General features: G+C 59.9%; 15 protein-coding genes. 6 read left to right on the forward strand and 9 right to left on the reverse strand.

Annotation, left to right across the window (positions count from 1 at the left end):
* Positions 1–35: 35 nt before the first annotated feature.
* The 8 genes from AC3IUF_RS27255 to bioB form a co-directional block, all read right to left on the reverse strand.
* Complete coding sequence (locus AC3IUF_RS27255) at positions 36–1,325, reverse strand: GGDEF domain-containing protein (RefSeq protein ID WP_122604332.1); 1,290 nt, start codon at positions 1,323–1,325, stop codon at positions 36–38.
* Positions 1,326–1,517: 192 nt separating this feature from the next.
* A complete protein-coding gene (locus AC3IUF_RS27260) occupies positions 1,518–3,323 on the reverse strand; it encodes a phenylacyl-CoA dehydrogenase (RefSeq protein WP_095112722.1) in 1,806 nt (601 codons plus the stop codon).
* Between the two features lie 275 nt (positions 3,324–3,598).
* Positions 3,599–3,895, reverse strand: a complete 297-nt coding sequence (locus tag AC3IUF_RS27265; RefSeq protein ID WP_007910046.1) for a hypothetical protein — start codon at positions 3,893–3,895, stop codon at positions 3,599–3,601.
* Between the two features lie 107 nt (positions 3,896–4,002).
* Entirely contained in the window at positions 4,003–4,683 is a 681-nt protein-coding gene (bioD, locus tag AC3IUF_RS27270; protein ID WP_007910044.1) for a dethiobiotin synthase, read from the reverse strand.
* Complete coding sequence (gene bioC, locus AC3IUF_RS27275; RefSeq protein WP_007910042.1) at positions 4,680–5,489, reverse strand: malonyl-ACP O-methyltransferase BioC; 810 nt, start codon at positions 5,487–5,489, stop codon at positions 4,680–4,682. The genes bioD and bioC overlap by 4 nt, the downstream gene beginning before the upstream one ends.
* Positions 5,482–6,213, reverse strand: coding sequence for an alpha/beta fold hydrolase (locus tag AC3IUF_RS27280; RefSeq protein WP_007910035.1), 732 nt, complete (start codon positions 6,211–6,213; stop codon positions 5,482–5,484). The genes bioC and AC3IUF_RS27280 overlap by 8 nt, the downstream gene beginning before the upstream one ends.
* A complete protein-coding gene (gene bioF / locus AC3IUF_RS27285) occupies positions 6,206–7,384 on the reverse strand; it encodes an 8-amino-7-oxononanoate synthase (RefSeq protein ID WP_414915567.1) in 1,179 nt (392 codons plus the stop codon). Before bioF ends, AC3IUF_RS27280 begins: the two co-directional genes overlap by 8 nt.
* Before the next feature lie 130 nt (positions 7,385–7,514).
* Positions 7,515–8,570 carry a biotin synthase BioB gene (gene bioB, locus AC3IUF_RS27290; protein ID WP_007910031.1) on the reverse strand — a complete coding sequence of 352 codons (1,056 nt, stop codon included), beginning with the start codon at positions 8,568–8,570 and terminating at the stop codon, positions 7,515–7,517.
* Between the two features lie 91 nt (positions 8,571–8,661).
* On the opposite strand from bioB, the gene AC3IUF_RS27295 reads away from it, so the two are divergent.
* From AC3IUF_RS27295 to rarD, 5 genes are all read left to right on the forward strand, one after another.
* Positions 8,662–9,396 (forward strand): ComFC family protein, encoded by a 735-nt coding sequence (locus AC3IUF_RS27295; RefSeq protein WP_007910029.1) that lies wholly within the window; start codon positions 8,662–8,664, stop codon positions 9,394–9,396.
* Between the two features lie 192 nt (positions 9,397–9,588).
* Positions 9,589–10,353: a TOBE domain-containing protein gene (locus tag AC3IUF_RS27300; RefSeq protein WP_038363250.1), complete on the forward strand. Its 765-nt coding sequence runs from the start codon at positions 9,589–9,591 to the stop codon at positions 10,351–10,353.
* Positions 10,354–10,423: 70 nt separating this feature from the next.
* Positions 10,424–12,325 (forward strand): PhoX family protein, encoded by a 1,902-nt coding sequence (locus tag AC3IUF_RS27305; protein ID WP_007910026.1) that lies wholly within the window; start codon positions 10,424–10,426, stop codon positions 12,323–12,325.
* A 170-nt stretch (positions 12,326–12,495) separates the two neighbouring features.
* On the forward strand, positions 12,496–13,470 hold the full coding sequence (locus tag AC3IUF_RS27310; RefSeq protein WP_007910023.1) for a serine/threonine protein kinase: 975 nt from the start codon (positions 12,496–12,498) through the stop codon (positions 13,468–13,470).
* A gap of 160 nt (positions 13,471–13,630) precedes the next feature.
* Positions 13,631–14,518 carry an EamA family transporter RarD gene (gene rarD, locus AC3IUF_RS27315; RefSeq protein ID WP_007910020.1) on the forward strand — a complete coding sequence of 296 codons (888 nt, stop codon included), beginning with the start codon at positions 13,631–13,633 and terminating at the stop codon, positions 14,516–14,518.
* Between the two features lie 223 nt (positions 14,519–14,741).
* On the opposite strand, the gene AC3IUF_RS27320 is transcribed toward rarD, so the two are convergent.
* The gene (locus tag AC3IUF_RS27320; RefSeq protein ID WP_007910018.1) at positions 14,742–15,260 is read right to left on the reverse strand and encodes a glycine cleavage system transcriptional repressor; all 519 of its coding nucleotides are present in this window, start codon (positions 15,258–15,260) and stop codon (positions 14,742–14,744) included.
* Between the two features lie 504 nt (positions 15,261–15,764).
* On the opposite strand from AC3IUF_RS27320, the gene AC3IUF_RS27325 reads away from it, so the two are divergent.
* On the forward strand, positions 15,765–17,942 hold the full coding sequence (locus tag AC3IUF_RS27325) for a malate synthase G (RefSeq protein WP_123375964.1): 2,178 nt from the start codon (positions 15,765–15,767) through the stop codon (positions 17,940–17,942).
* The last annotated feature ends 203 nt before the right edge of the window (positions 17,943–18,145 follow it).

The raw sequence follows: 18,145 nt of genomic DNA on the forward strand, positions 1-18,145 counted from the left end.
AATCATTGTGCAGACGCTGAATGCGCCGTCATCACTCAACCTGCGGCCGTGTCCATGCGCACCGCGCCGCGGCGGTTTTGTCCGTAGGCCATCACGCAATTACGCCCCGCACCTTTTGCGGCATAGAGCGCCTCGTCGGCAGACTTCAGCACTTGTTCCGGGTTGCGTTGTTCCACTCGTTCAGCGACGCCGATGCTCACCGTCACCGACACACTGGAGGCACCCGAGCCGGCGCGGCGCTGACGACCTTGCTGATCATCCTGCGGGCGGTTTTCCTGATTGCGCAGCTGAATGTTGTAGGACGCAATCGACTCGCGGATCACCTCAAGGTGCGGCATACACTCCTCAAGGGTTTTGCCTGCAAACACCAAGGCGAATTCCTCACCGCCATAGCGATACGCCCTACCGCCACCGCTGATTTTCGACAGTTTGCTGGCGACTAATCGCAGTACCTGGTCACCGACATCGTGGCCGTGGGTGTCGTTGAATTTTTTGAAGTGATCGACGTCACTCATCGCCAATACGTAGTTGCGACCAAGGCGTTGCATGCGTTCGTTGAGCGCGCGACGGCCCGGCAGACCGGTGAGTTCGTCGCGGAAGGCCATTTGATAAGCCTCGTGCGCAACCGCTGCGGCGATCATCAACATCACTTGGCTGCACATGATGTTCAGGGTGAACGGCAGGATGAAGGTTTTCGGCAGCATCCAGAACACGCCGAGCAGGCCAACCAATTGCGCCGCATGCAGCGGACGCGGATTGCGCCAGTATTGCCAGGCCAGTAGCAGGAACGCCGAAATAAACACCGGATAGGACAGCTGAATCAGACTCATCCACGCGCCGTGCAGCGCCGGCCAACGGATCTCCGACAGCCAGATCAGCAGCGCCTGGGGATAACTTTGTTCAAGTCCCAGCGCCACGCTGCCGAAGGCCAGCAAAACGGCGAAGCGCGCGACCATGTCCTGAAACAGATGCGTGCGCTCCTGCCACGCCGCAAACAGCCCAAACAACAACGGCAGCAATAAACAGACGAGATGGAAGACCACCGCAGCGTCTTCGCGGACCTTGCCGTTGTCGCGGTAATAGTCGGTCTGGGTGTCGAGCAGAAAGTAGGCGATGTACACCGTGAGCATCAGAAACAGTTCGCGCTGACGCCGGTAAACCGCGCAATAAGCGCCGCCCAGCAACAGCACCAACGTCGGCAACACGTTGAACAGCGACGTGAAGAACACGCTGAGGTCTTTGACGTACGCAGCCGCCAACCCCGCAAGTAACAACAGCAGTGAAGGTAGGAAATGGCTGAAACGTACAGCGGAAGAACGCGGCAAGGGTAAAGCTCCGACCCGTCATATCAAAGAGATGGCATTGTGCCTGCAAAGTGCGGCCAAGCCCACACAATGTGACCCAGATCACACACTGTCTCTTTAACGGCCGGAAGCCCGACTATCTGAGCGATTCACTAACAAAAAAACCGCCGCCCCCTAACAGGAGCAGCGGTTTTCAAAAGACCGCGCTAAGACTTAGTAGCCCAGTGCGAAGTCTTCTTCTTTCATGTCCATCAGGTTGTTGGCGCCCGACAGCATGGTGGCCACGTGGGTACGGGTACGCGGCAGAATGCGCTGGAAGTAGAAGCGCGCGGTTTGCAGCTTGGCGGTGTAGAACGCCGCGTCGCCGGTGCCTTCGGCCAGCTTTTCAGCAGCCAGACGCGCCATGTCGGCCCAGAAGTAAGCCAGGCAGGCATAACCGGAGTACATCAGGTAGTCCACGGAAGCCGCACCGACTTCTTCGCGATCTTTCATGGCGGCCATACCGACCTTCATGGTCAGCTCGCCCCATTCCTTGTTGATCGCGGCCAGCGGTGCGACGAATTCTGCAACGGCTTCGTTGCCTTCGTTGTTCTGGCAGAACTTGTGGACGATCTTGGTGAAGCCTTTCAGGGCTTCGCCTTGAGTCATCAGCACTTTACGGCCCAGCAGGTCGAGTGCCTGGATACCGGTGGTGCCTTCGTACAGCATCGAAATGCGGCTGTCGCGAACGTTCTGCTCCATGCCCCACTCGGCGATGAAGCCGTGGCCGCCGTAGATCTGTACGCCGTGGTTAGCGGATTCGAAACCGACTTCGGTCATGAACGCTTTGGCGATCGGAGTCATGAAGGCCAGCAGTGCGTCAGCTTTCTTTTTCTCTTCTTCATCGACGCCGTATTTGACGATGTCGACCTGTTTGGCGGTGAAGTACACCATCGCACGGTTGCCTTCGGCGAACGCCTTCATGGTCAACAGCATGCGGCGTACATCCGGGTGCACGATGATCGGGTCAGCAGCTTTGTCCGGCGCTTTCGGGCCAGTCAGGGAGCGCATTTGCAGACGATCGCGAGCGTATTTCAAACCGCCCTGGAAACCGATTTCGGCGTGGGCCAGACCTTGCAGCGCGGTACCCAGTCGTGCGGTGTTCATAAAGGTGAACATGCAGTTCAGGCCTTTGTTCGCCGGGCCGATCAGGTAACCGGTGGCGCCGTCGAAGTTCATCACGCAGGTAGCGTTGCCGTGGATGCCCATCTTGTGTTCCAGCGAACCGCAGCTCACTGCGTTGCGTGCACCGACGGTGCCATCAGCATTCGGCATGAATTTCGGAACGATGAACAACGAGATGCCTTTGGTGCCAGCCGGTGCGTCCGGCAGGCGGGCCAGTACGATATGGACGATGTTGTCGGCCATGTCGTGTTCACCGGCCGAGATGAAGATCTTGGTGCCGGAAACTTTGTAGGAGCCGTCGGCCTGAGGTTCGGCCTTGGTGCGCAGCATGCCCAGGTCGGTGCCGCAGTGCGGTTCGGTCAGGCACATGGTGCCGGTCCATTCGCCGGAAACCAGTTTGGTCAGATAGGCTTCTTGCTGCTCTGGAGTGCCGTGCTCGGAGATGGTGTTCATCGCGCCGTGCGACAGGCCTGGGTACATGCCCCACGACCAGTTGGCTTCGCCAACCATTTCGCTCACGGCCAGACCCAGCGACTCCGGCAGGCCTTGGCCGCCGTGCTCAACGTCGTGGGCCAGGCTTGGCCAGCCGCCTTCGACGAATTGCTTGTAAGCCTCTTTGAAGCCGGTCGGGGTTTTCACGCCGGACTCGCTCCAGGTGCAACCTTCGAGGTCGCCCACGCGGTTCAGCGGTGCCAGTACCTGCTCACAAAACTTGGCGCCTTCTTCGAGAATGGCGTCAACCATGTCCGGAGTTGCGTCTGCGCAAGCCGGAAGGCTCTGATAGTGCGCTTCGTAGCCGAGCAGTTCGTCACGAACGAAGCGAATATCACGCAAGGGGGCCTTGTAGTCAGGCATAGCGATAAACCTCTGCTGATGTAACCGGGAATGAACGACCGTGTTGATTTGTTGTGACGGTCAAACAGTTGTTTGAAACATACGTTTACGCCGAAATCTTGTCAAGCATCGATCTTTTGCCGTTCGTCATCAGAATTTTCAAACGCAGGGCACAGCAAACCGCCATGAGCTCGCACGAGTCACGGGTGCTGAAAAAAGATTAGTTGAGGGAGAAGGACTTACCATGAAAAACGCCGCGACAGGTCGCGGCGTTCAGCGTGCAGAAGACAGAAAAATCAGGCGAAGGTGTCGATGATCGTACCGAGCACTTCGTCGGAGGCTTTGGCGACCTTCACACCCAGCTCCGCCTGGATCTTGCCCTGAGACATCTCGACCATATTGCTGGCCAGATCCGATTGCTGGGCACGATCGACACCGCGTAGACGGTCAACCTGCACTTCGGACGACTGGCTGGTCACCGAGCGTTCAATCGTATTATTGGCAATCTGGCTGGCCGCCTGATCGACGCGGTTCTGCCCGCTCTGAATCGAGCTCAGACCTGCATAAAAAGCTGTGTTACCGGAGATTTCCATAACGGTTCTCATCCTTGGGAAGGATCAATGGCGCCATTGAAGCAGAGGCGTCAGAAAAACACCCGTCAAAAACACTAATGGCACAGTGCCTGCCCATAGAGAAAAGCTTAGTCGAGCAGATCCAGTTGCAAATGATCGGCCACCGCCTCTGCACTCAAGGCCTTGAGTTTCGGCACGCGCCCCAGGCACGGCGCCGGAATCCGCTCGGCCAACGTCGCGAGGTTTTCTTCCAGCCGCGAAGTCTTCGCATCGATGATATTCGCCACCCACCCGGCCAACTGCAGCCCATCACGAGCAATCGCTTCCGCCGTCAGCAAGGCATGACTGATGCAACCCAGCCGCACGCCTACCACCAGGATCACCGGCAGTTTCAAGGCAATCGCCAGATCCGACAAATTATCCTGATCCGCCAGCGGCACTCGCCAGCCGCCCGCGCCTTCGATCAAGGTGAAATCGGCATTCATTGCCAGAATCTCACGCATCGGCGCCAGCAACGATTGCACGGTCAACGCTACACCGGCCTCGCGCGCTGCTAGATGCGGAGCAATCGCCGGCTCGAACGCTACCGGATTGACCTGTTGATAAGTCAGCGGCAGCGAACATTCGGCCAACAGCGCCAACGCATCGGAATTGCGCAGCCCCTTGGGCGTCACTTCGCACCCGGACGCCACCGGTTTGCCCGCCGCCGTACTCAAGCCCGCCGAACGAGCTGCATGCAGCAACCCGGCGGCAACGGTGGTCTTGCCGACATCGGTATCCGTTCCGGTGATGAAATAGGCTGCGCTCATACGGGTTTCTCCAACACGGCGTAGACCACCTGATAAGTCGCCGGCAACCCCGACGCCTCACGGAACTGCTCGTAAGCTTCAACCAAACCGAGAATCCGCGCCCGCCCGGTCAAACCGCCCGGCCGCCCCGGGTTCAGATTGTGCGCGCCCAAGGCTTTCAATTCATGGGTCAGGCTGCGCACATCCGGGTAATGCAGCACGTGTGGTTGATTCTCCAGACTCAGCGTGCGCAAGCCACTGGCCGCACACAATTGCTGATAACGGGCGAACTCGCGGAAGCGGTTGACGTGCACCAGCCCGTCGACTTGCCGCCAGCTGTCGCGCAACTCAAACAGCGTCCCTACACAAAGACTAGCAAACGCAAAAATCCCACCCGGTTTCAGCACGCGAAAAGCTTCGCTGAGCACTGCATCGAAATCCGCACACCACTGCACCGCGAGGCTGGAGAAAATCAGGTCGCAGGTCGACTCCTGCAGCGGCAGCCGCTCCGCGTCGCCAGCAATGAAATGCTCGGCACCGCCCAGTGGCCGCGCATGCTCAAGCATGCCTTCGGCGATATCCAGCGCCAGACCATGGCCTTCAACAAAACGCGAGGCCAGCGCCCGGGTGAAATACCCCGTGCCGCAGCCCAGATCCAGCCAGCGCGCTGGTACGAAATCCACCGGCAAGCGCTGCAGCAATTGTGTACCGACATCACGTTGCAACTCGGCGACGCTGTCGTAACTGGCCGCCGCGCGAGAAAAAGAGGCTGCGACCTGACGCTTGTCAGGCAAGCCGCCAGGCAGCACAAGAGACAAATCAGTCATCACCGCACTCGTGTAGAAAAGCCTGGATAGCGCCCGCCAGTCCGTGGGGGTCTTCCAGAAGAAACGCATGACAGGCCTGTTCGATCAGACCTATTTCGATATCCGGCAACAGGGCGAACAACGCCCCCGCCGCTTCCGCCGGGACCAGGGCATCCTGTCCCGCGAACAGATGAAATTGCGGACCGCGAAATGCTTGCAGGGCTTCGCGTGTGTCCATCTGCGCGAGCAATTCCAGTCCCGCCATCAATGCAGTCGGCGCAGTGTGCGGTGCGCCGCCCAACATCAATCGCGACAGGCCGCGCGGATCCTGCGTCCCCTGAGCACAGAGCAGCGAAAAACGTTTGAGGGTCATCCGCGGATCGGCCTGGCAACCGGCGAGAAACGCATCGAACGTTTCGCCCGGCATCGCGTTCGGCCATTGTTCATGGGCAACAAAAGAAGGATTACTCGCTAGCGTCAGCAACCCGCAGCAACGCTCGCCGCGGCGCGCCGCCAGTTCGGACGCAAGCATGCCGCCCAGCGACCAGCCACCGAGCCAGACGTCTTGAGGAATGTTTTCATCGAGTTCCTCGAGCCAGTCCTGCAGATCGCTGGAATCCAGCTCCGGCAGCGGCTCGATGTCGACTTTCAGATGTTCGTCGAGCCCCTGCAACGCCGCAGCCAGAGGCTCCATCGGCGACACACCGAGGCCCCAGCCGGGCAGCAGAATCAGGCGATCACGCATGGCTTGGCTCCGACGACAATTGGGCAAAGCAATCGGCCAGTCCCTCTAACAATAGCTGCACCTGCGCCTCGCTGTGGGCAGCGGTCAGGGTCACGCGCAAGCGAGCGCTGCCGGCGGGCACGGTCGGTGGGCGGATCGCCGTGACCATCAGGCCGCGCTCGCGCAACATCTGCGACAGCCGCACGGCGCGCCCGGCATCGCCAATCATGATCGGCTGAATCGGCGTGAAGCTGTCCATCAACTCCAGGCCAATCTGCTCGGCGCCATGGCGGAACCGACGGATCAGCGTTTGTAGATGTTCTCGACGCCAATGCTCAGTGCGCAGTAGCTCCAGACTTTTCAGCGTTGCGCAGGCCAGCGCCGGTGGCTGACTGGTGGTGTAGATATACGGACGGGCGAACTGGATCAGGCTTTCGATCAGCTCTTCGCTGCCCGCGACGAACGCGCCAGCGGTGCCGAACGCTTTACCGAGGGTGCCGACCAGCACCGGCACGTCCTCCTGACTCAAACCGAAATGCTCGACAATCCCGCCGCCATTTGCACCCAGCGGCCCGAAACCGTGAGCGTCATCGACCATCAGCCACGCGCCTTTGGCCTTGGCTTCGCGGGCCAATGCCGGCAGATCAGCGAGGTCGCCGTCCATGCTGAACACGCCATCGGTGACGACCAACGTATTGCCGGTAGCTTTCTCCAGACGTTTGGCCAGGCTCACCGCGTCGTTGTGCAGATAGCGATTGAAACGCGCGCCGGACAACAGACCCGCATCCAGTAACGAGGCGTGATTGAGCCGATCCTCCAGCACCGTATCGCCCTGCCCGACCAGCGCCGTGACGGCGCCGAGATTGGCCATGTAGCCGGTGGTGAACAACAGCGCACGCGGACGCCCGGTGAGATCGGCCAACGCTTCTTCCAGTGCGTGATGCGGGCCGCTGTGGCCGATCACCAGATGCGAGGCGCCACCACCGACACCCCAACGTTCAGCGCCGGCGCGCCAGGCTTCGATCACTTGCGGGTGATTGGCCAGACCGAGGTAATCGTTGTTGCAAAAGGCAAGCAGCGGTTTGCCGTCGACCACCACTTGCGGCCCCTGCGGGGACTCGAGCAGCGGTCGCTGGCGATAGAGGTTTTCGGCACGACGGGCAGCAAGGCGTGCGGCGAGATCGAAAGACATGCAGGCCTCACATCTGAAAAATGACTGTGTAGGAGCTGCCGAAGGCTGCGATCTTTTGATGTTGTTTTTTAAAAGACAAGATCAAAAGATCGCAGCCTTCGGCAGCTCCTACATGGAATCGGTATGGCGATCAGACGGCGGCGTTGTAGAACTGCTCGCTGCTCTTCTGCTCCACCAGCGCTTGCTCGATCGCGGCCTGATGCACCTCGTCGGAATGCTCCTCGCGGGCTTCCGGCTGAATGCCCAGACGCGCAAACAGTTGCATGTCCTTGTCCGCCTGCGGGTTGGCGGTGGTCAGCAACTTGTCGCCGTAGAAAATCGAGTTGGCCCCAGCAAAGAATGCGAGGGCCTGCATCTGCTCGTTCATCGCTTCGCGGCCGGCGGACAGGCGCACGTGGGATTGCGGCATGAGGATGCGCGCCACGGCGAGCATGCGGATGAAGTCGAACGGGTCGACGTCTTCGGCGTTTTCCAGTGGCGTACCGGCGACTTTCACCAGCATGTTGATCGGCACCGATTCCGGATGCTCCGGCAGGTTGGCCAACTGGATCAGCAGATTGGCGCGGTCATCCAGCGATTCACCCATACCGAGGATGCCGCCGGAGCAGATCTTCATTCCCGACTCACGCACGTAAGCCAGGGTCTGCAGACGCTCGCTGTAAGTACGGGTGGTGATGATGCTGCCGTAGAACTCGGGCGACGTGTCGAGGTTGTGGTTGTAGTAATCGAGACCGGCCTTGGCCAGTGCTTCGGTCTGGTCCTGGTCGAGACGGCCAAGAGTCATGCAGGTTTCCAGGCCCATGGCCTTTACGCCTTCAACCATTTTCAGCACGTACGGCATGTCTTTGGCCGACGGATGCTTCCACGCCGCGCCCATGCAAAAACGTGTCGAGCCGATTGCCTTGGCGCGTGCTGCCTCTTCGAGGACCTTCTGCACTTCCATCAGCTTTTCTTTTTCCAGGCCGGTGTTGTAGTGACCGGACTGCGGGCAGTACTTGCAGTCTTCCGGGCAGGCGCCGGTCTTGATCGACAGCAGGGTCGAAACCTGAACGCGGTTGGCGTTGAAATGTGCGCGGTGCACCGTTTGCGCCTGGAACAGCAAGTCGTTGAATGGCTGTACGAAGAGTGCTTTGACTTCGGCCAGAGACCAGTCGTGACGCAGGGTGGCGGTGGTGCTCGCGCTCATGGGTAGTTCCTTGGTTATGCTTGGCTGGCGGCTGCGGGAATGGAATACCCACAGGCGCGACACGGATGTTCGGCATATTTAAGGAAGAGTCATGCGCTGTCAACCACGATACGAAGGACCGGTTTACATCTGTTTAAATAATGTACAAACCTGCCTGCTTTGCGATGAGCCGGCAGAAGCAGAAATGCCAATTTGCGTGGCTTGCGAAACTGATCTGCCCTGGCTCGGCGACCACTGCCAGACCTGCGCCTTGCCACTCCTCGCCGCGGGCCTGACCTGCGGCGAGTGCCTGCTAGAGCCGCCGGCGTTCGAACAGGTGGTGGTGCCGTGGCAGTATGGCTTCCCCGTCGACAGTTTGATTACGCGCTTTAAACACAACGCAAAATGGCCGTTTGGCCACCTGCTCGCCGACGTTCTCGGGCAATACCTGCAACATCGCTTCGATGAGGGTTTGCCACGGCCTGATGCGTTGTTGCCGGTACCGCTGGCGAATAAACGCCTGCGTCAACGCGGGTTCAACCAGGCAGCTATGTTGGCGCGGTGGTTGAGTGAGTCGCTGGATCTGCCGTGTGAAGAAACGGTTCTGCGCCGAGTCAAGGACACCGATGCCCAGCAGTCGCTCGATGCCAAATCGCGTAAACGTAATCTGCGCAATGCCTTCGACCTCATGCCGGATGCGCAGGTAAAAAACCGACATCTCGCGCTGGTTGATGACGTATTGACCACCGGCGCTACCGCACAGGCTCTCGCCCGGTTGCTGATGAACGCTGGCGCCGCGCGGGTCGATGTCTATTGCCTGGCCCGCACGCCAAAGCCTGGAGGTTGAAGTCGACACAATCCCCCTGTGGGAATGATCCTGCTCGCGATAGCGTCATCATTGCCAACATTTATTATGCTGACTGATCCACCGCCATCGCGAGCAGGCTCACTCCTACAATGGATTTGGGTTCGGCTTGACTCTCGCGTTGCGAGCGGCCAACTTCCTCCCCCACCGCCACAGCAAAAAAGCACCCCATCCATGTCCATGCCGTCCCTGTTGTCCCAGCACATCGTCCGCCGTCCGCAGCGCATCGCCCTGCTGCAACACATCGCCGAACAGGGCTCGATCACCCGCGCCGCGAAGAGCGCAGGCCTGAGTTACAAAGCCGCGTGGGATGCCATCGATGAGCTGAACAATCTGGCGCAAAAACCGCTGGTCGAGCGTGCCGTCGGCGGCAAGGGCGGGGGCGGTGCGAAACTCTCCAGCGAAGGCGAGCGCGTGTTGCGCCTGTATCAAAAGCTTCAGGCCTTGCAGGCCCAGGTGCTGGAGGCAGCGGAAGATGCCAGCGACCTCGACCTGCTCGGTCGCTTGATGCTCAGAACCAGTGCGCGCAATCAGTTGCACGGCAAAGTCGTGGCAATCGCAGCGCAGGGCCGTAATGACCTGATCCGTCTCGAACTGGCCGAAGGGCTGTGCCTCGACGCGCAGATCACCCACGACAGCACCGTGCATCTTGAGCTGCAAACCGGTACCGAAGTGGTGGCGCTGATCAAGGCCGGCTGGCTGGAATTGCTCGGCACCGAGCAATCTGCAACGTCTGGTCACAATCTTCTGAAGGGCACTATCGAAGCGATTCTCGACGCCGAGGACGGCCCCAGCGAAGTACGGATTACCCTGCCCAACGGCCATACCCTCTGCGCCTTGGCTGAGCCGCTCGATTTGCGCACGCGCGGGCTGACCGTCGAGCAACCGGTGCAGGTGCAGTTTTCGCCGTCCAATGTGCTGATCGGCACGCCGCTGTAGTCAGGCGCTGCAACGAAAGCGTCATCGACGCTCATTAAGGTAGCTGCCAAAACCAAGCAGGGAGCCTGATGTGAGCCTATTAGAAGAAAACCAATCCACTGATCTGGAAAAGATGGTCGGCCTCAGCCGTCGTGGTTTCATCGGCGCCGGTGCGCTGTGCGGCGCGGCGATGTTCCTCGGTGGCAGTCTGTTGAGCCGCAGCGCGCTGGCCACCGGCGTCAGCGCCGGCAACAGTCGCCTGCTCGGTTTCGAGAGCATTCCCGCTGCGACCACCGATGTCATCACGCTGCCCAAAGGCTACAAGTCTTCGGTGCTGATCAGTTGGGGCCAGCCATTGCAGAAAAATGGCCCGGCCTTCGACCCGAGCGGCAACGGCACCGCAGCCGCACAGGAAGTGCAGTTCGGCGACAACAACGACGGCATGAGCCTGTTCGCCTTCCCCGACGACCGCAATCGCGCGTTGATGGCGATCAACAACGAATACACCAACTACCGCTACCTCTACCCGCACGGCGGCATGCCGCAATCGGCCGAAGACGTGCGCAAGGCACTGGCCTGCGAAGGCGTGTCGGTGATCGAAGTGCAGCGCAAGAACGGTCAGTGGCAGTTCGTCCAAGGCTCGCGCTACAACCGCCGCATTCACGGCAACTCGCCGCTGCGCATCAGCGGCCCGGCGGCCGGTCACGACTTGATGAAAACCGCCGCCGACAAACACGGCAAGAAAGTCCTCGGCACGTTCCAGAACTGCGCCAACGGCAAAACGCCGTGGGGCACTTACCTGACCTGCGAAGAAAACTTCACCGACTGCTTCGGCAGCAGCAACGCCCAGCAGCAGTTCGACCCGGCGCAGAAGCGCTACGGCGTCTCGGTCGCCAGCCGCGAGATCAACTGGCACCCGTACGATCCGCGCTTCGACATGGCGAAAAACCCCAACGAACTCAACCGTCACGGCTGGGTGGTCGAGATCGATCCGTTCGATCCGCAATCGACTCCGGTCAAACGCACGGCACTGGGCCGCTTCAAACATGAAAACGCCGCCCTGGCCGAGACCGACGACGGTCGCGCCGTGGTGTACATGGGCGACGACGAGCGTGGCGAGTTCATCTACAAGTTTGTCAGCCGCGACCGCATCAACCACCGCAACGCCAAGGCTAACCGCGACATCCTCGACCACGGCACCTTGTACGTAGCGAAATTCGACAACGGCGACAGCAACCCCGATCACCCGAAAGGCCAGGGCCAGTGGATCGAGCTGACCCACGGCAAAAACGGCATCGATGCCAGCAGTGGTTTTGCCGATCAGGCCGAAGTGCTGATCCATGCGCGCCTCGCCGCCAGCGTAGTCGGCGCAACGCGCATGGACCGCCCGGAATGGATCGTCGTCAGTCCGAAGGACGGCCAGGTCTATTGCACCCTGACCAACAACGCCAAGCGCGGCGAAGACGGGCAACCAGTGGGCGGACCGAACCCGCGCGAGAAGAACGTCTACGGGCAGATCCTGCGCTGGCGCACCGACCGCGACGATCACGCGTCGAAGTCGTTTGCCTGGGATCTGTTTGTGGTCGCCGGCAATCCGGGCGTACATGCCGGAACGCCGAAGGGTGGCTCGAAAAACATCACCCCGCAGAACATGTTCAACAGCCCGGATGGCTTGGGCTTCGACAAGGCCGGGCGCTTGTGGATTCTCACCGATGGCGACTCCAGTAACGCTGGGGACTTTGCCGGGATGGGCAATAACCAGATGCTTTGCGCCGATCCGAAGACCGGTGAAATTCGTCGGTTCATGGTCGGGCCGATTGGTTGTGAAGTGACGGGCATCAGCTTCTCGCCGGATCAGAAAACCCTGTTTGTCGGGATTCAGCATCCGGGGGAGAACGGTGGTTCGACCTTCCCTGAGCATTTGCCGAATGGCAAGCCGCGGTCTTCGGTGATGGCGATTACTCGCGAGGATGGTGGAATCGTCGGCGCCTGACAGGCCCTCATCGCGAGCAGGCTCACTTCTACATTTGGAATGCGTGCGTTCCCCTGTGGGAGTGAGCCTGCTCGCGATGGCGTCAGCACAGACACCAACCAACTCCCCCGCTGCCATCTGCGCTACCATGCTGGGCCGGACGCGGCAGCCTGCTGCGCGCAGGAGTCAGCATGGCCCACCCGTTTGAAACCCTCACCCCCGACCTCGTGCTTGATGCCGTTGAAAGCATCGGCTTCCTCAGTGATGCACGCATTCTGGCGCTCAACAGCTACGAAAACCGCGTCTATCAGGTCGGCATCGAAGACTCCGAACCGCTGATCGCCAAGTTCTATCGCCCGCAGCGCTGGACCAACGAAGCCATCCTCGAAGAACACAAGTTCACCTTCGAGCTGGCCGACGTCGACATTCCGGTCGTGGCGCCGCTGATCCATAACGGCGAAACCCTGCACGAGCATGCCGGTTTCCGCTTCACCCTGTTCCCGCGGCGCGGCGGCCGTGCGCCGGAGCCGGGCAATCTTGATCAGCTGTATCGCCTCGGCCAGTTGCTCGGGCGCATTCACGCGGTCGGCGCGACCAAGCCGTTCGAACACCGTGAAGCCCTCGCCGTGCAGAACTTCGGCCACGCCTCACTGAACACCTTGCTGGAAGGCAACTTCATTCCGAAAAGCCTGCTGCCGGCCTACGAGTCCGTCGCCCGCGATCTGCTTAAACGCGTGGAAGATGCCTACGCCAACACGCCACACCAGAACATCCGCATGCACGGCGACTGCCACCCCGGCAACATGATGTGCCGCGACGAAATGTTCCACATCGTCGACCTCGACGACTGCCGCATGGGCCCGGCGGTACAGGACATCTGGATGATGCTCGCCGGCGACCGCCAGGAATGTCTCGGGCAGTTGTCGGAATTGATGGACGGCTACAACGAATTCCACGACTTCGACCCGCGTGAGCTGGCGCTGATCGAGCCGCTGCGCGCCTTGCGCCTGATGCACTACAGCGCCTGGCTCGCGCGGCGCTGGGATGACCCGGCGTTCCCGCACAGCTTTCCGTGGTTCGGCACCGAGCGTTATTGGGGAGATCAGGTGCTGGCGTTGCGTGAGCAGCTATCAGCGCTTAACGAAGAACCTTTGAAGTTGTTCTGAATTAAAGATCAAAAGATCGCAGCCTTCGGCAGCTCCCACATGGATCGCATTCCCCTGTAGGAGCTGCCGAAGGCTGCGATCTTTTCGCTTTCTGACACGACACATCTATACAACCTCCTTACAATCCCTCCTTTGTTAGCTGCCTAAGCAAGGATTCTGCATGCAAGCCGCCAACCCGCGTCGCGGGTACATTCTGGGCCTGAGTGCCTACATCATCTGGGGCCTGTTCCCGATCTACTTCAAAGCCATCGCCGAGGTTCCGGCGGTCGAGATCATCATCCATCGGGTTTTGTGGTCGGCGCTGTTTGGTGCGCTGTTGCTGATGGTGTGGAAACACCCGGGCTGGTTGCGCGAGTTGCTCGACAATCCCAAGCGACTGGCGATTCTGGCCTTGAGCGGAACGCTGATCGCGGCCAACTGGCTGACCTACGTGTGGTCGGTGAATAACGGGCGCATGCTCGAAGCGAGTCTCGGTTACTACATCAACCCGTTGGTAAACGTGCTCTTGGGCATGTTGATTCTTGGCGAACGCTTGCGGCGGATGCAGTGGATCGCGGTCGGTCTGGCAGCGGTCGGTGTAGCGCAACAGGTGTGGCAGGTCGGCAGTCTGCCGTGGGTGTCGCTGGTGCTGGCGCTGACGTTCGGCTTCTACGGTCTGATCCGCAAACAGGCGCCAGTCAAAGCGTTGCCGGGGCTGGTGGTGGAAACCTGGATGCTGGTGCCGATCGCGATTGCCTGGCTGCTCTTCAACCAGACCGCGACCAGTGCGCAACCGGAGTTCTGGACCACGTCCCAAGCCTGGTGGCTGGTGGCGGCCGGTCCGGTGACATTGGTGCCGCTGGTGTGCTTCAACGCCGCCACGCGCCACTTGCCTTACACCACCATCGGCTTCCTGCAATACCTGGCGCCGACCCTGGTGCTGCTGCAAGCGGTGCTGCTGTTCGGTGAGCACTTGTCGTCGAGCACGTTAGTCGCGTTTATCTTCATTTGGGCCGGTCTGGCCGTTTACAGCGTCGATGCCGTGATCAGTTTGCGCCGGCGCAGCTGATCAAAAAACGTACAAAGCCTCGCAGGCCACGGTTCTCGTGGCCTGCATCGTTCCTTCCCAAGGTTATCCACAGCGTGATCCCCGCCGTTTGTGTGCAAGTCACTGAATGTTGGCGGTTTTTTGATCAACTCCAGCAAAGCCACGGCGGGCCTGGCGATGCGGGCAGTCTCTACAGGTTATCCACAGGCAGGTGCACGTTTAAACTGGATAACCCGGTCAGCGTTTAAACGTCTGTGCGTAACACCAGTTCGACCATCAGATCATCGGCCAGGGTTTCCAGGCGCGACTGCAAGACGTCGAGCGACAAGGTCAGTGGCACTGCAAGAATCGCCTCAGCGTGGAACAGCGGTTCACTGCTCATCGGTGCCGGGCGCACTTCCGTCACCAGCCGCTCAAGGTTGACGCCTTGCTCGCTCAACAGCCGGGTGATGTCGCGCACGATGCCGGGACGATCATTGCCCACCAACTCCATGGCGATCGGTTTCCAGGTGCAGGACTGCTCGATACCACTCTCGGCAATCAATACGCGGATGCCATGCGTCGACAGTGCTTGTAGGGAATCGACTAATTCGTCGTAAGCCTCCGCTGGCACGCCCACCCGAAGAATGCCCGCAAACTGCCCGGCCATCCGCGACATGCGGCTTTCCAGCCAGTTACCGCCATGCTCGGCGATGCATTGGGCGATACGCTCGACCTGCCCGGGCTTGTCCGGGGCGAATACGGTGAGTACGAGATGGTCCATGGCGTCGCCCTCTTGTCATGACTTTTGTTATAGAAGGGGAAGTATAGGCAAGGGTCGAATTTGCGTTGAGGCGACCGACGCTTTCGCGAGCAGGCTCGCTCCCACATAAACCGCTGCCATAGCAGCCAAATACGATTTATGTGTACAACTTTTTATATTTAGCTGGAACAATCCAATGGTTTTTTGAGAACATCCCGTTCCGCGATGTGACCGCAATGCGACATGAGGTCGCAGAACGACGTAATTAGTCTGATTTTCACAAGCGCAACTCATCATGTAGTATGCCGCAGCGCGCACTACATAACGCTGGATCGATGTCTGCCCAAGGCCTGTTCGCAACCCTGAAAGCCCCGTCAGCAAGGCCCCCAAGCCGTTGATTGGTCCCAGCCCAGCCGCCCGCAATGGCATGTACTGGTCGGCAGGTTTGTGGTTTAAATGGCCAGAGGCTTCATTGTCAAATTGAAGAGCTGAAAAGCGAAATAGCTGAGCAGAGTGAGGCAAGCAATGACTGAACACGTTCAAGTCGGTGGCCTGCAGGTCGCCAAAGTCCTGTTCGACTTCGTGAACAACGAAGCCATTCCCGGTACCGGCCTCACCGCCGACAAGTTCTGGGAAGGTGCCGACAAGGTCATTCATGACCTGGCGCCGAAGAACAAAGCCCTACTCGCCAAACGCGATGACTTCCAGGCTCGTATCGATGCCTGGCATCAGGAACGCAACGGTCAGGCGCACGACGCCGTGGCCTATAAAACCTTCCTGCAAGAAATCGGTTATCTGCTGCCAGAAGCGGCTGATTTCCAGGCAACGACACAAAACGTCGATGATGAAATCGCCCGCACCGCCGGCCCACAACTTGTTGTGCCGGTGATGAACGCCCGCTTCGCTCTCAATGCCTCGAACGCCCGCTGGGGTTCGCTGTATGACGCCCTCTACGGCACCGACGCGATCAGCGAAGACGGTGGCGCGGAAAAAGGCAAAGGCTACAACAAGGTGCGTGGCGACAAAGTCATCGCCTTCGCCCGTGCGTTCCTCGACGAAGCTGCGCCATTGGCGGCTGGCTCCCACGTTGATTCGACCGCCTACAAAATCGCTGACGGCAAACTGCTGGTCACCCTCAAGGGCGGCAGCAATACTGGCCTGCGCGATGACGCTCAGCTGATCGGTTTCCAGGGCGACGCCAACGCGCCAATCGCCATCTTGCTGAAACACAACGGTCTGCACTTCGAAATCCAGGTCGACGCTACTACCCCGGTTGGCCAGACCGACCCGGCCGGCGTCAAAGACATCCTGATGGAAGCGGCCCTGACCACCATCATGGACTGCGAAGACTCCGTGGCCGCCGTCGATGCTGACGACAAAGTGGTGATCTACCGCAACTGGCTCGGCCTGATGAAGGGCGACCTGTCGGAGTCCGTGTCCAAGGGCGGTCAGACCTTCACCCGCACCATGAACCCGGATCGCACCTACACCGCGCCGAATGGCGGTGAAGTGACGTTGCACGGTCGTTCGCTGCTGTTCGTGCGTAACGTCGGTCACCTGATGACCATCGACGCGATCCTCGACAAAGACGGCAACGAAGTGCCGGAAGGCATCCTCGACGGTCTGGTCACTTGCCTCGCGGCGATGCACAACCTCAACGGCAACACCTCGCGTCGCAACACTCGCACCGGTTCGGTCTACATCGTTAAACCAAAGATGCACGGCCCGGAAGAAGCAGCGTTCACCAACGAGCTGTTCGGCCGCATCGAAGACGTGCTGGGCCTGAAGCGCAATACGCTGAAAGTCGGGATCATGGACGAGGAACGCCGTACCACGGTCAACCTCAAGGCCTGCATCAAAGCGGCCAGCGAGCGCGTTGTGTTCATCAACACCGGATTCCTCGACCGTACCGGCGACGAAATCCACACCTCCATGGAAGCCGGCCCGGTTGTGCGCAAGGCCGACATGAAGGCTGAGAAGTGGATCGGCGCCTATGAAAACTGGAACGTCGATATTGGTCTGAGCACCGGCCTGCAAGGTCGTGCGCAAATCGGTAAAGGCATGTGGGCCATGCCGGATCTGATGGCGGCGATGCTCGAGCAGAAAATCGCGCACCCGCTGGCCGGCGCCAATACCGCTTGGGTACCGTCGCCAACGGCTGCTGCGCTGCACGCGCTGCATTATCACAAGGTCGACGTGTTCGCCCGTCAGGCCGAACTGGCCAAACGTGCTCGTGCTTCGGTGGACGACATCCTGACCATCCCGCTGGCGGTCAACCCGAACTGGACGCCAGAGCAAATCAAGAACGAACTGGACAACAATTCCCAGGGCATTCTCGGTTACGTGGTGCGTTGGATTGACCAGGGTGTTGGCTGCTCGAAAGTACCGGACATCAACGACGTCGGCCTGATGGAAGACCGTGCCACGCTGCGTATCTCCAGCCAGCACATCGCCAACTGGCTGCGCCACGGTGTGGTGACCGAAGCGCAAGTGATGGAAAGCCTCAAGCGCATGGCGCCGGTGGTGGATCGTCAGAACGCCAACGACCCGCTGTACCGTCCGCTAGCACCGAACTTCGACAGCAACATCGCCTTCCAGGCGGCGGTCGAACTGGTGGTTGAAGGTACCAAGCAGCCGAATGGCTACACCGAGCCGGTGCTGCACCGTCGTCGTCGCGAGTTCAAGAAGGCCAACGGCCTGTAACTTGCGCTGAATGCCGGACATGAAAAAGCCCTGATCGAGAGATCAGGGCTTTTTTGTTTGTGTGGTGTGGGCTGGTATTTGTGGAGGGCTTGAGATCCATCCCCCTCACCCCAGCCCTCTCCCCCAAGGGGTAGAGGGGGAAAGGGAGCAGATTGGGGAAGCTTCAAGTTCTGAGTTCGACTCGGTAATTTCAAGTCGGTGTA

Source organism: Pseudomonas sp. KH_040 (assembly GCF_057839305.1).

Coding starts and splice junctions, on each gene's coding strand:
- AC3IUF_RS27260 (WP_095112722.1), bottom strand. CDS start 3,323: ATGCCTGACTACAAGGCCCCCTTGCGTGATATTCGCTTCGTTCGTGAC.
- AC3IUF_RS27280 (WP_007910035.1), bottom strand. CDS start 6,213: ATGCGTGATCGCCTGATTCTGCTGCCCGGCTGGGGCCTCGGTGTGTCG.
- bioD (WP_007910044.1), bottom strand. CDS start 4,683: ATGAGCGCAGCCTATTTCATCACCGGAACGGATACCGATGTCGGCAAG.
- AC3IUF_RS27265 (WP_007910046.1), bottom strand. CDS start 3,895: ATGGAAATCTCCGGTAACACAGCTTTTTATGCAGGTCTGAGCTCGATT.
- AC3IUF_RS27295 (WP_007910029.1), top strand. CDS start 8,662: ATGCGCTGTCAACCACGATACGAAGGACCGGTTTACATCTGTTTAAAT.
- AC3IUF_RS27325 (WP_123375964.1), top strand. CDS start 15,765: ATGACTGAACACGTTCAAGTCGGTGGCCTGCAGGTCGCCAAAGTCCTG.
- AC3IUF_RS27320 (WP_007910018.1), bottom strand. CDS start 15,260: ATGGACCATCTCGTACTCACCGTATTCGCCCCGGACAAGCCCGGGCAG.
- AC3IUF_RS27310 (WP_007910023.1), top strand. CDS start 12,496: ATGGCCCACCCGTTTGAAACCCTCACCCCCGACCTCGTGCTTGATGCC.
- bioF (WP_414915567.1), bottom strand. CDS start 7,384: ATGTCTTTCGATCTCGCCGCACGCCTTGCTGCCCGTCGTGCCGAAAAC.
- bioB (WP_007910031.1), bottom strand. CDS start 8,570: ATGAGCGCGAGCACCACCGCCACCCTGCGTCACGACTGGTCTCTGGCC.
- bioC (WP_007910042.1), bottom strand. CDS start 5,489: ATGACTGATTTGTCTCTTGTGCTGCCTGGCGGCTTGCCTGACAAGCGT.
- AC3IUF_RS27300 (WP_038363250.1), top strand. CDS start 9,589: ATGTCCATGCCGTCCCTGTTGTCCCAGCACATCGTCCGCCGTCCGCAG.
- rarD (WP_007910020.1), top strand. CDS start 13,631: ATGCAAGCCGCCAACCCGCGTCGCGGGTACATTCTGGGCCTGAGTGCC.